Origin of the sequence: Clostridium sartagoforme AAU1 (assembly GCF_000401215.1) — a bacterium.
In the GTDB taxonomy this organism is placed as follows: domain Bacteria; phylum Bacillota; class Clostridia; order Clostridiales; family Clostridiaceae; genus Clostridium; species Clostridium sartagoforme.
This window is the reverse complement of record NZ_ASRV01000073.1, coordinates 20755-34267: the sequence shown is the minus strand read 5'-3', so window position 1 is coordinate 34267 and position 13513 is coordinate 20755. Positions and strand designations below refer to the sequence as shown.

Below are 13513 nucleotides of genomic sequence, written 5' to 3'. Positions count from 1 at the left end.
TTTATTTAATTGTATAATTTATTTAAATTGAAGTTAATATTAATTATAAGTCAATATTAACAATAAATTATTAAAATACATTATCTATTTTAGTAATTCTAATAGCTTTTTTACAATAGCAACAGACTTATTTGCTGCCATTAAACAATTAGATTCAAAAACATCTACACCACTTTCATCTTCAGTATCTGTTATTGACCTTATAGCTATAAAAGGAATTTGATTTACATAACAAACATGCGCAATACTTGCTGTTTCCATATCTACACAAAGCGGATCATACTTAGATATTATTTCACTTCTCCCCTTATCATCTATAAATGCTTCTCCTGTAACTATTTTCCCAAATAATATATTTTGACTAAAAATATTATCATTAACTATTGTCCTACATAAAGATAATAAATTCTTATCACTTTCAAAATATATAGTTTTCATCCATGGATGATATTCTGTTAATATTTCTTCAGCAACATCGTGATATACTACTTCTCTTGAAATAACTGTATCTCCAATACCTAAGCTTTTATCAATTGCTCCTGCTACTCCAGTTACAATAATATTAGTTATTTGAAACTTATCTATTAAAATTTGAGTTGCAATTGCTGCGTTAACTTTACAAACACCACAATATAGTGCAACAACTTCTATATCAGCATATTTACCAATATAAAATTTTAACATTGCATGATATTCTAATTTCCTATTTGAAATTTCATTAATAAAAGGTCTTATTTCATCTTCTGAAGGTGCTATAATTCCTATTCTCATAAATTCATCTCCCATTTAATAATTAACTTATCCTAATTTATCCATTAATCTTTATATAACTATATAACCCTTTGAGTCAATTGTAAATATATTCCTCATATTTATCAATACTATCATATTATTTAATAGTATATGACTGAAAAAGCTACAAGCTTAAATGAAGTGAACTCCATTTAGTGCTTATAGCTTTTTATTTAGTGCAAATCACCTAATATTCTGATTTTACTTTTTATCTATTACTTTCTTAGATTTATTTTCTAAAATTACTTTCCCCATATATATCATGCATAAGGATATAATTATTAATAACAATGAACCATTCACATTACTACCAGTTTGAGGTAAACTTCCTGAGTTATTATTTGTGTTACCATTATTATCATCTTCATTATCTTTTATAACTGTAACATTTATCTTTTTAGAAGTGCTGGCACCCTCGCTATCAGAAACACTGTAGTTAACTATATATTCTCCAGCTTTACTAGTATCTACAGTATTTTCTTCAACCTTTATAGATGCTGTTAAATCTCCATCCTCATCATCATAAGCTGTTACATCCTTTAATGGATTAAAATCTTCATTTAATTTTATTGTTTTATCATTTGCAGTTATAACAGGAACATTATTAATAGGTTCTTCAGGTATATATATTCTATAATTTTCTATTTCTGCTTTAAATTCTTCTGATTCTTTATCAACTATTTTATATAATTCTTCCAATGTATATTTACCTTCTCTTACATAGCTATTTCCTGTTAGCTTATCTATAAAATTAGTACTTAAATATTGAAATTTATCTGGATACATATCTCTAACTGTATATAACATAGCATAACCTGTCTTAACACCATTAAAATTATCTCTATCTGTTACATATAATTGTACTCCACCACAAACTTGATTTTTTCCGGTTGGATAATTTGCAGTATCTAATGCTGAGTACTTTGAAAATTGTGGTGTAAATGAAGCTGCTCTAAATTTCACTCCTGGTAAATTCAAAGAATTTAGTTCATTAGCTAAATCTATAGGATTTATCCATGGCGCTCCTATTAATTCAAATGGCCTTGTTGTTCCTCTTCCTTCTGATACATTGGTTCCTTCAAATACACAAGTTCCTGTATATACTAAAGCTGTATCTAATGTTGGCATATTTGGTGAAGGCATTACCCATGTATCTAATCCTGTTTCATCATAGTACATATCTTGTGACCATCCACTCATTTTAACTACTTTTAAATCACAATTGATATTAAATTTATCATTAATATATTGTACATATTCACCAACAGTTAATCCATACCTTTGAACTATTGGATACATTCCTACAAAAGAACTAAATTCAGTATCAAGCAAATTACCTTGAACTTCACTAGCTATAGGATTGGGTCTATCAAATACAACAAAAGTTTTATTATTTTCAGCACAAGCTTCCATTGCATATGCTAATGTATTTATATATGTGTAGAATCTAGCTCCTACATCCTGCATATCATAAGCTAATATATCTACATTTTGAAGCATTTCTGTAGTTGGCTTTTTAGTTGTACCATATAAACTATAAACTGGAAGTTTAGTAATATTATCTACCTCATTTCCAACACCATCTCCAGCTTGTGCATATCCTCTAATACCATGCTCTGCTGCAAACAATGCTGTTAAATTAGTCTTTTCGTATAATACATCTATAGAGCTTTTGAAATTACTATCAATACCTGATGGATTAGTTATAAGCCCCACTCTTTTATCTTTGAATATCTCTAAATTATTATCAATATTATCTATACCAAGCTTAGTACTATTGTTATCGTCTTCATTTTTGTTTGATGCTTTGTAAATATAGTACTTTTCTGTTTTAGTCTTAAAATCATTAGATTCATTATCAACTATTGAATATAATTCTTCTAATGTATATTTACCTTCCCTTACATAGCTATTTCCTGTTAGCTTGTCTATAAAGTTAGTACTTAAATATTGAAACTTTTCTGGATACATATCTCTAATTGTATATAACATAGCATAACCTGTCTTTACAGCATTAAATTTATCTCTATCAGTTACATATAATTGTACTCCACCACAAACTTGATTTTTACCTGTTGGGTAATTTGCCTTATCTGCTGCTGAATATTTTGAAAATGTTGGAGTAAATGAAGCTGCTCTAAATTTAACACCAGGTAACCCTAAAGAATTTAGTTCATTACTAAGATTCATTGGGTCAATCCATGGAGCTCCTATTAATTCAAATGGTCTCGTTGTTCCTCTTCCTTCTGATACATTGGTTCCTTCAAAAACACAAGTACCAGTATATACTATTGAAGTAGTTAGTGTAGGCATGTTTGGTGAAGGCATTACCCATGTATCTAATCCTGTTTCATCATAATACATATCACGAGTCCAGCCTTCCATTTCTACAACTTCAAGTTTACAATTAATATTAAATTCTTCATTTATGAATTTTGCATATTCTCCTACTGTCATCCCATATCTTTGAACTATAGGATACATTCCTACAAATGAACTATAATCAATATTAAGTAAATTTCCTTGAACCTCACCTCCAATTGGATTTGGTCTATCAAACACAACAAAAGTTTTGTCATTTTCAGCACAAGCTTCCATTGCATATGCTAGTGTATTTATATATGTGTAAAATCTTGCTCCTACATCTTGCATATCATATGCTAATATATCAACGTTTTGAAGCATTTCTGCAGTTGGTTTTTTAGTTGCTCCATATAAACTATGAACTGGAAGTTTAGTAACTTCATCAACTTCATTCCCTACACTATCTCCAGCTTGTGCATTACCTCTTATTCCATGTTCAGCGGCAAATAATGTTGTTAAATTTGTTTTTTCATATAATACATCTATTGAACTTGTAAAATTACTATCAACACCAGATGGATTTGTTATTAATCCTACTTTTTTTCCTTCAAAAATATCTAAATTCTTATCTAAATTGTCTATACCTAATTTTACTTGTACATTACTACTTGCATTTACAGTTTTTATTTCTTTATCTTGAAATAATACTGTAGAAATTAAAAATCCACATGTAATTATTCCAAGTTTTCTTTTTAACTTTAAATTCATTAAATTATCCCCCTATTTAATAATAATTTTTCAGCAATTAATAAAAAATGTATGATAATCCTCCATGCTAAGTTTTAAAAAGTCCAACAATATAAACTTTTGTACATAATAATATAAATAGGTATAATAAATACCAAATCTTTTATCATAGGTATTTCTAACTAACATTTTTTATAATATATAATTATTAAAATAATTTTCCCCCTCTCTTTTTTAATTTTTGAATTGTCTCTATTAATAATTAAAAATACGCCTTATAAAACCTTTTAAAGATAGTATCATAGCTAACTTATAGTAATAAAAGTATATTTACATTTATTACCATTGCAACATTTTAGAAATTAAGTTTCAACACTTTAACTTTTAAATATTATTCTATTTCACTTTTTTAATATTTAAAATAAAAAATCCCAAGTACATAAAATACTTGAGATTTTTATATTTATTGCAGCTCAAAAGCTCCTGTATAGAGTTGATAGTATTTTCCTTTTTGCTGTATTAAATTATCATGATTTCCACGCTCTATTATTCTTCCTTGTTCAAGAACCATAATTACATCTGAGTTCTTAACTGTAGAAAGTCTATGAGCAATAACAAATACTGTTCTACCATGCATAAGTTTATCCATACCCTCTTGAACTATTGCTTCAGTTCTTGTATCTATACTTGAAGTAGCTTCATCCAAAATTAATACTGGAGGATCGGCAATAGCAGCTCTAGCAATTGCTAAAAGTTGTCTTTGTCCTTGTGATAAATTAGCTCCATCTCCTGTTATGAGCGTGTCATATCCTTGTGATAAATGTTTAATAAATGTATCTGCATTAGCTAACTTTGCAGCTGCAAATACTTCCTCATCAGTTGCATCTAACTTACCATATCTAATGTTATCTGCTATTGTTCCTGTAAATAGATGAGTATCTTGAAGTACTATTCCTAGTGATCTTCTTAAATCATCTTTTTTAATTTTATTAATGTTGATTCCATCATATCTGATTTTACCATCTTGTATATCATAGAATCTATTAATTAAATTAGTTATTGTAGTTTTTCCTGCACCAGTTGCTCCAACGAAAGCTACCTTTTGACCTGGCTTCGCAAATAGTTTTATATTATGAAGAATTATCTTTTTATCATCATATCCAAAGTCTACATCATCAAATACCATATCTCCTAGCATTCTTGTGTAAGTAATTGTACCATCACTATGAGGATGCTTCCATGCCCATATACCAGTACGTTCTTTTACTTCTTCTAACTCTCCATTTGATTTTACTTTAGCATTAACTAATGTTACATATCCGTCATCAGTTTCATGATCTTCATCTAGAAGTTCAAAAATTCTTTCTGCTCCTGCAAGCGCCATAATTACAGAGTTAAATTGTTGTGACATTTGTCCTATTGGCTGATTTAAATTTCTAGTAAGTTGTAAAAATGACGCAAGTGCACCTAAAGTAAATCCTCCAACACCGCCTATGGCTAAAAGACCTCCCACAACTGCAGTAAGAACATAATTTATATAACTTAAGTTACCCATTATAGGCATTAATATATTTGCAAAAGTATTAGCTTTATAAGCACTATCGCATAAATCATCATTTAATTTATCGAAATTTATCTTAGATTCATCTTCATGACAAAAAACTTTAATAACCTTTTGTCCTTCCATCATTTCTTCTATAAATCCATTAACTTTTCCTAAATCCTTTTGTTGTTTTCCAAAGTAAAGTGAACTTTTACCTCCAATGGTTTTTATAACTTTAAACATTACGAAAATCATTACTAGTGCAACAAATGTAAGAGGAATACTTAAAATTATCATTGAAATAAATACACTAACTACAGTTATTATTGATGATATTAATTGTGGTAAGCTTTGACTTATCATTTGCCTTAATGTATCTGTATCATTAGTATACAAACTCATTATTTCTCCATGAGAATGAGTATCAAAATATTTTATTGGTAAACTTTCCATATGCTCAAACATATCATCTCTAATTTTCTTAAGACTTCCTTGAGCTACAACTATCATAATTCTATTATATATATAAGTTGATAATGTTCCTATATAGTATATTACCGCCATCATTCCTATTGTTTTTAGTAATGGCATGAAATTAGGACTTGATTGTCCTAAAAATGGTGTAATATAATCATCTATTAAAGTTTTGAGAAATAATGTACTTGCTACAGTTGCAAGTGAACTAATTAATATACAAATTATAACTATTAAAAACTTTAGTTTATATTCCTTGAAGACATATTCCAAAAGCCTGCTTAATGTCTTCATAGGATTTTTACTTCCTTTTCTAGCTGACATTTTTCCTGGTGCTCCTTGGCCATTACTTCTTACTTTTTGTACATTATTAGGCTTCATCTTCACCAGCTCCTTTCACTTGACAATCATATACTTCTTTGTATATTTCATTTGTTCTTAATAGTTCTTCATGAGTTCCAATTCCATTAATTTTACCATCGTTTAATACTATTATTTTATCTGCATCTTCAACTGAAGAAATACGTTGTGCAATAATTATTTTGGTAGTATGTGGAATTGATTGCTTGAATGACTTTCTAATTAGTGCATCAGTCTTTGTGTCTACAGCACTTGTTGAATCATCTAAAATTAGTATTTTAGGTTTCTTAAGTAATGCCCTTGCAATACATAATCTTTGCTTTTGCCCACCTGACACATTTGTTCCACCTTGTTCAATATAAGTATCATATTTATCTGGGAAGTTTTCTATAAATTCACTAGCTTGTGCAGCATTACACGCCTGCACTATTTCTTCATCAGTAGCATCTTTATTACCCCATCTTAAGTTTTCATTTATTGTTCCTGAGAAAAGCACATTCTTTTGAAGAACCATTGAAACTTCATTTCTTAATGTTTCAATATCATAATCTCTAACATCTAATCCACCAATTTTTAATGATCCACTTGTTACATCATAAAGTCTTGGAATAAGTTGTACAAATGTTGACTTTGCACTTCCTGTTCCACCTATGATTCCAATAGTTTCTCCTGATTTAATTTTTAAGTTTATATTTTCTAAATTTAAATTATCTTCTTTTTTCCCATAGCTAAAATTAACATTATCAAATTCAATAGAACCATCTTTAACTTCATATATAGGATTTTCAGAGTTTTTCAAATCACTTTCTTCTTCTAATACTTCAACAATTCTTTCTGCTGATGATTTTGCCATTGTAACCATAACAAAAACCATTGATATCATCATAAGACTCATTAAAATGTTACCAGCATATGTGAATAAACTCATAAGTTCCCCAGTTTTCATATCGCTTGATACTATCATCTTTGCACCAAACCAAGAAAATAATAAGATAATTGTATACATAGTAAATTGCATTATAGGTGCATTTAAAATTATTATTTTTTCTGCCTTTATAAACATGTTATATAAGTTTTGTGAAGCCTTATGAAATTTATCAATTTCATGATCTTCTCTTACATAAGCTTTTACTACACGAATACCTGTTAAGTTTTCCTGTACACTTGCATTTAAATCATCATATTTTCTAAAAACCTTTTTGAAAATAGGATGAGCATTTGAAATTACAAAATATAAAGAAATTCCAAGAAATATAATTGCTCCTAAGAATATTAATGCCATTCTTGAATTAATATAAAAACTCATTACCATCGCAGCTATAAGCATAAATGGCGCTCTTGCAAATGTTCTAATAATCATTAAGTATGCATTTTGTACGTTTGTTACGTCCGTAGTTAATCTTGTTACTAATCCTGCTGTTGAATATTTGTCTATATTGGAAAAGGAGTAATCTTGTATTTTATAAAACATTCCTTTTCTTAAATTTTTTGCAAATCCTGTAGATGCCTTAGCTCCAGTTTTTCCAGCTAAAGCTCCAAATGTCAGAGATACAAAAGCCATAACTAGCATAATTACTCCAAGTATAGTTACATATTTCATATCTCCCTTCTCTACCCCATTATCAATAATCATAGCCATTAAAACAGGAATAATTACTTCAAGTATTACTTCAATTGCAATAAAAGCAGGAGTTAAGATAGAATCCTTTTTATACTCCCTAATATAACTAGATAATTTTTTAATCATACTATTCCTCCCTTTGTTAGATTTCTAACTTTAAAATTAAAAAAATTACTTTATTTTATTAGTTTCCCACCTATAACAATAAAATTCTCTATTTTAAATATTTACTTTTGTTAGGTTTCTAACTAAATACAATTAAAAAAATTGCATTACTCTGCAATATTTTTAGTTAACTTTTCCAATATTTCATTAAACAATTCAAGCTCCTCTTCTTTTAAAGAATTAAAAATTATAGATTCTACAATTTCTATTTCTTTATGTACAGATTTATGAACTTCTATTCCTTTATCAGTTAAAATAATCTTTTTAAGCCTTGCATCTTCACAAACACTTATTCTTTTAATAAGCCCATTTTTTTCCATCAAAGAAAGTACACTTGTTACCGAAGAACGTCTAATATCAAATTCTTCTTCGATTGTTTTTTGAAAAATATCTCTTTTAGGTGCTTGATGAGATATAAACCCCAGAATTTTTGCTTGCATACTGCTTATCCCATATTCTAGTGATACTTTTCCTATTCTTCTTTTAATTTTATGAGACAAAATATTTATTTTTCTTCCGATATGTTTTACTTCACTCATTAATTACACCTACACTTTTGTTAGACTTCTAACTAATTATATAACTATTTAATCTACTTGTCAATTTATTGATTTAATTTCTAAAATATATTTACATAAATAATCTGAATTTCATATCAAATAATGTTTTATATTGTAGTAATTTGAAAATAAAAATGCTAAAATATAAGTGGTATTTTTTATTCTTTGGAATTTAATTAAAATTTCAATTTAATTTTAATTATTATTCAAATATATAATTAATTTTTGGGGGATATCATGAAATTTAAAGGTAAAAACATTAAAAGTATCAAAGTAAAAATGTTATTATTACTACTTCCTGTAATTATTATTTCAATGCTTGCATTAGGATCAATGAGTTATTTAACTTCAAAACAAATAATAAATAAAGAAATTGAATTAAATATGAATAATGAACTTGATAAAAAACTACAGGAAATTGAAAAAAGTTTAGAAAGACATAAGAAAATATCTGAGAGCTTAGCTAAGGTTGCTCAATCTTCATATTCATCTTTAACTAAAGATAATTTGTCTAGTATATTAGTAAATTTAATAGAAACTAATGATGAAACCTTTGGTGCAGGAATATGGTTTGAACCATTTAAGTATAATAAAGAAATTGAATTCTTTGGACCTTATGCTTATAAAGATAATGGAAAAGCTATATACTCAGATCAATATACTAATACTAATTTTACATTAGATGATTGGTACACATTAGGAAAAACTTCAAATGAAAATGTTGTTTGGACATCTCCTTATTATGATCCCGTTACTGATGTATCTATGTTAACTTGTACAACTCCATTTTATGATTCAAATAATAAATTTATTGGAGTTTCCACAGCTGATATAAATTTAACTACTCTGCAAAATAACATCAAGAATATGAAGGTTGGAAACAATGGTAGAGCATTCTTAATTGATAAAGATGGATTGTATATTGCTGATGCAGATGAATCTAAGATAATGAAAACAAATATAAAAGATGATGAAAATTCTACACTTGCTGATTTAGGAAAGAAAATTTTATCTGAAAAAAGTGGTCAAGGAACCTTTAGTGATGATTATGGTATTGAAAAAGTATATTATAAGACTATAGATGAAACTAATTGGACTATTGCTATATCCATTCCAGAAAGTGAAATTTATTTAGAAGTAAGTTCTCTTATGAATAAAATTGGTGTAATAATTTTAATATCAATTTTATTGGTAGTTATAGTTATTGTATTATTTGCAAATTATATAGGAAGAATTTTAAAGAAAGTTAATAATTTTGCTATGAAAATGGCAAATGGAGATTTAACAGATCAACTTGATATAGAAAGTAATGATGAATTCGGACAAATGAGTAATCATTTAAATAAAATGTCAAAAAGTATTCATTCTATTATAGAATCTGTAATGGAGAATGCAGAAAATATAAGTGCTTCTTCTGAAGAGCTTTCTGCAACTGTTGAAGAACTTTCTGCCAAAACTATAACAATTAATGAAGCTGTTAATACTATAGCAAGTAGTATGCAAGAATCTAGTGCTACTACTGAAGAAATAAGTGCATCTATTCAAGAAGTAGATTCTAGTATAAACATTCTATCTTCTAAGTCTATGGATGGAAGCAATAATGCTAGTAAAGCTAAAGATAGGGCTAGTGTGGCTAAAGAGATTAGTAAAAAAGCTAAAAAAACAACTAAAGATTTATATATTCAAAAAGAATCTAATATGAATAACTTAATTAAAGAGAGTTCTGTAATAGATACTATTAGAGTAATGGCTGAAACCATATCTTCTATCTCTGAGCAAACTAATCTACTAGCACTAAATGCTGCTATTGAAGCTGCAAGAGCTGGAGAACAGGGAAAAGGATTTGCTGTTGTTGCTGAAGAAGTTAGGAAACTTGCTGAACAGTCTTCTTCGGCTGTAGTAGAAATACAAAATACTATAGAATCAGTAAAACAGGTATTTATTAAAAGTATAGATACTGGTAATGATTTATTAAAATTTATTAATATAGACATAATGAAAAACTATGAAGAATATGAGCAAACAGGAAATCAATATTATAATGACTCTGACTTCGTAAGTAATATGTCAGATGAAATTGCTGCAATGTCAGAAGAAATTACTGCTACTGTTGGACAAGTAACTGAAGCAATTCAAAATATGGCTGAATCTTCACAAGAATCTACTGAAAATGCCGATACTATAAAAGAAAATATGAATGAAACAACAAAAGCAATAGAACAAGTGGCTCAAACAGCACAAAGTCAAGCTGAGCTTGCTCAAAAATTAACTGAAATAATACAACAATTTAAGATATAGATATAAATTTTATATTTACTTTATCTAATAGATAAGTAATATATTAATTAACATTTATTAAACCAATGAGGTCAATATTATCTTAAAATATTAATAGGAGAAACGAATTATTGTTTCTCCTATTTTAATATTTTATCTATTGAAATATTTCTAGGATCAAATTTAAACCTTCCAATTTCTATATTAGGCTTTGTCTTTCCATGAAAATCACTTCCACAAGTTATTATCATATTATTTTTTATAGCCTTAGTATAAAAATATTCAATTTGCTCTTTTGTATGATAACTACTAAAAACCTCTATTCCTTCTATTCCTTCTTCTATTAAATTATCTATTAAATCTAACTTGTCTTTTAAATTATTCCCTGGATGTGCTATTACTGCTTTTCCTCCATTCTTATGGATTAATCTAATGGCTTCTTTTAAACTTATAAATTTTATTGGCACATATGCTGGCTTTCCTTGTGCAAAATAATCCCAATAAAAATTTACATAAGGCATATCACTCCTATTTCCACCTTCTAAATAAGGTTTTAATATTAATGATTTTCTATTTTCACTATCTTCTAATAAGATTTCTGCTATTAATTCTCCTGTAACAACTCCATTTGATGATCTTTTAATAACTTCATCTTCAAAAATATTTAAATTTGTATATTCTTTTATTAATCTTACTTTTTCTTTTGAAGCTTTTTTTTCTTGACTTAAAATATCTTCTTCAATATTATAGAAATCCTTTGACTTATAATCTATATTATATCCAAGCAAATGTAAATTTCTATTATTAAATGTGCAATCTATTTCTATTCCTGGTATAACTATTATATTTTTATTCTTACTATAGCTTAAAGCACGGTCTACTGCTCTTACTGAATTATGATCACTTATAGAAATTATTTCAACATTATTTTTTATAGCTCTATCAATAATTTCTTCTGGAGTCAATTCTCCATCATCACTAAAACATGAATGCATATGCAAATCTATTTTACTCATATCCTTCTCCTTGTAAATATCTATATTTTATTATAATTCCATCTATATTATACAATTATTTTATTATAATTAATTTTCAAATATAGATAATTTTACTCTTATGTTTAATTAATATGCTAAAATTTCATATCCATCATCTGTTACCAGTACAGTTACTTCCCATTGTGCAGATGGCATAGAATCTGCTGTATATATTGTCCACTCATTCTCCTGGTCTAAAAACACTTCACTAGTCCCCATATTCAACATAGGTTCAATTGTAAATATCATTCCTGGAATCATAAGCATTTCAGTTTTAGGTTTTGATATATAGCTTATCCAAGGATCTTCATGAAGTTCTAACCCAACTCCATGTCCCCCAATTTCCTCTACAACTGAGTATCCATTTTTCAGTGCATATTGATGCACTGCATATCCCATATCACCTAAAAATCTCCAAGGCTTGACTTGCTCTAAGCCTTTTTCAATACACTCCTTAGCTATTTTAACAAGATTCTTTTTTTCTTCACTTACTTCACCAATACAAAACATCCTTGATGAATCTGAATAATAACCTTTATAAATAGTAGATATATCTACATTAATAATATCTCCATCCTTTAATTTATCTAGCTCTGAAGGTATTCCATGGCATACTTGACTATTAATAGATGTACATGAACTTTTAGGATATCCTTCATATCCTAATGTTGCTGGAATCCCTCCCAATTCTATAGTCTTGGAATGTACAAGTTTATCTATCTCTTCTGTTGACATTCCCACACATATTTTATTTGAAATATAGTCTAATATAGCAATATTAACTTTTCCACTTTCTCTTATACCATCAATTTGCTCTTTTGTCTTAATAATTTTTCTTGATGGTACAATATGACCTTGCATTTTAAAATTAATTATCTTCTTATCAAAATCTTCATGGCAGAATTTATATTTCTTTTGGCTACCACACCAACATAAATCATTTCTCCCTATTTTATTAAGCATATTTTTACCTCTTCTTTAAAATTAGGAGTAATTTAAGTATTAAGTTATCTTAGCTTTTTCAAACAATAAAATTTCAGATGATTGACGTCTATAATTATTTGGTGTATATCCATATGCCTTAACAAAAGCCCTTGTAAATGCTTCCTGGGAAGAAAAACCATATTCTACAGCGATATCTAATACTCTACGTTTTGTATTTTTAATATCTACTGCTGCTAAACTTATCTTTCTATTTGCAATATACTTTTTAAAGGTTACACCAACATACTCATGAAATTTTTCTGAACAATAAAAAGAAGAGTACCCAACATAATTAGACATTTATTCTAAAGTTGGATTTTCTTTTATATTTTCTTCTATCCAATCAACCATATTTTCTATAGTTTTTACTGACAACTTTATCACTCCTTAATTAAATGTTATCATTTTTGAATACATAAAACTTGATATAACTTGTAATAATATCTTACTAAATAGAATTTATTTTTTATTATGGCTATTTCTTAACATAATTAATTATCTCGTCAATATTTTTTCTTCTTGTAAAATCAACTGGCCTATCATAGCATGCTAACATGCCCTTCTCATCTGAAGTTAATTCTTTTTTCATCTTTATTTTAATTTTTAGTAACGTCATTAGATCTTGGCTATCCATACTAATATTATTATA

Annotated in this window: 10 protein-coding genes; 1 reads left to right on the top strand and 9 read right to left on the bottom strand. The window is 27.6% G+C overall.

Translation table 11 applies throughout. The features are described from left to right. Nucleotides 1-84: 84 nt before the first annotated feature. The 5 genes from A500_RS05820 to A500_RS05800 form a co-directional block, all read right to left on the bottom strand. Complete coding sequence (locus A500_RS05820; RefSeq protein ID WP_016206660.1) at nt 85-771, bottom strand: 5'-methylthioadenosine/adenosylhomocysteine nucleosidase; 687 nt, start codon at nt 769-771, stop codon at nt 85-87. 222 nt (nt 772-993) lie between these two features. Further along, on the bottom strand, nt 994-3864 hold the full coding sequence (locus A500_RS05815) for an exo-beta-N-acetylmuramidase NamZ domain-containing protein (protein ID WP_016206659.1): 2871 nt from the start codon (nt 3862-3864) through the stop codon (nt 994-996). Between the two features lie 442 nt (nt 3865-4306). Beyond that, entirely contained in the window at nt 4307-6184 is a 1878-nt protein-coding gene (locus A500_RS05810) for an ABC transporter ATP-binding protein (RefSeq protein ID WP_242835058.1), read from the bottom strand. A 46-nt stretch (nt 6185-6230) separates the two neighbouring features. Next, complete coding sequence (locus tag A500_RS05805) at nt 6231-7967, bottom strand: ABC transporter ATP-binding protein (protein WP_016206657.1); 1737 nt, start codon at nt 7965-7967, stop codon at nt 6231-6233. Nucleotides 7968-8113: 146 nt separating this feature from the next. After that, on the bottom strand, nt 8114-8545 hold the full coding sequence (locus A500_RS05800) for a MarR family winged helix-turn-helix transcriptional regulator (RefSeq protein ID WP_016206656.1): 432 nt from the start codon (nt 8543-8545) through the stop codon (nt 8114-8116). Nucleotides 8546-8803: 258 nt separating this feature from the next. On the opposite strand from A500_RS05800, the gene A500_RS05795 reads away from it, so the two are divergent. Then, nucleotides 8804-10864, top strand: a complete 2061-nt coding sequence (locus A500_RS05795; protein ID WP_016206655.1) for a methyl-accepting chemotaxis protein — start codon at nt 8804-8806, stop codon at nt 10862-10864. Between the two features lie 119 nt (nt 10865-10983). Here A500_RS05795 and A500_RS05790 read toward each other — a convergent pair whose 3' ends face one another. From A500_RS05790 to A500_RS20720, 4 genes are all read right to left on the bottom strand, one after another. Next, entirely contained in the window at nt 10984-11859 is an 876-nt protein-coding gene (locus tag A500_RS05790; RefSeq protein ID WP_016206654.1) for a PHP domain-containing protein, read from the bottom strand. Nucleotides 11860-11967: 108 nt separating this feature from the next. Further along, entirely contained in the window at nt 11968-12843 is an 876-nt protein-coding gene (locus tag A500_RS05785) for a methionyl aminopeptidase (protein WP_016206653.1), read from the bottom strand. A gap of 39 nt (nt 12844-12882) precedes the next feature. Then, on the bottom strand, nt 12883-13164 hold the full coding sequence (locus A500_RS05780) for a helix-turn-helix domain-containing protein (protein WP_016206652.1): 282 nt from the start codon (nt 13162-13164) through the stop codon (nt 12883-12885). Between the two features lie 175 nt (nt 13165-13339). Beyond that, entirely contained in the window at nt 13340-13480 is a 141-nt protein-coding gene (locus tag A500_RS20720; RefSeq protein ID WP_198010575.1) for a hypothetical protein, read from the bottom strand. Nucleotides 13481-13513: the final 33 nt, after the last annotated feature.

Coding starts and splice junctions, on each gene's coding strand:
- A500_RS05820 (WP_016206660.1), bottom strand. CDS start 771: ATGAGAATAGGAATTATAGCACCTTCAGAAGATGAAATAAGACCTTTT.
- A500_RS05815 (WP_016206659.1), bottom strand. CDS start 3,864: ATGAATTTAAAGTTAAAAAGAAAACTTGGAATAATTACATGTGGATTT.
- A500_RS05810 (WP_242835058.1), bottom strand. CDS start 6,184: ATGTCAGCTAGAAAAGGAAGTAAAAATCCTATGAAGACATTAAGCAGG.
- A500_RS05805 (WP_016206657.1), bottom strand. CDS start 7,967: ATGATTAAAAAATTATCTAGTTATATTAGGGAGTATAAAAAGGATTCT.
- A500_RS05800 (WP_016206656.1), bottom strand. CDS start 8,545: ATGAGTGAAGTAAAACATATCGGAAGAAAAATAAATATTTTGTCTCAT.
- A500_RS05795 (WP_016206655.1), top strand. CDS start 8,804: ATGAAATTTAAAGGTAAAAACATTAAAAGTATCAAAGTAAAAATGTTA.
- A500_RS05790 (WP_016206654.1), bottom strand. CDS start 11,859: ATGAGTAAAATAGATTTGCATATGCATTCATGTTTTAGTGATGATGGA.
- A500_RS05785 (WP_016206653.1), bottom strand. CDS start 12,843: ATGCTTAATAAAATAGGGAGAAATGATTTATGTTGGTGTGGTAGCCAA.
- A500_RS05780 (WP_016206652.1), bottom strand. CDS start 13,164: ATGTCTAATTATGTTGGGTACTCTTCTTTTTATTGTTCAGAAAAATTT.
- A500_RS20720 (WP_198010575.1), bottom strand. CDS start 13,480: ATGACGTTACTAAAAATTAAAATAAAGATGAAAAAAGAATTAACTTCA.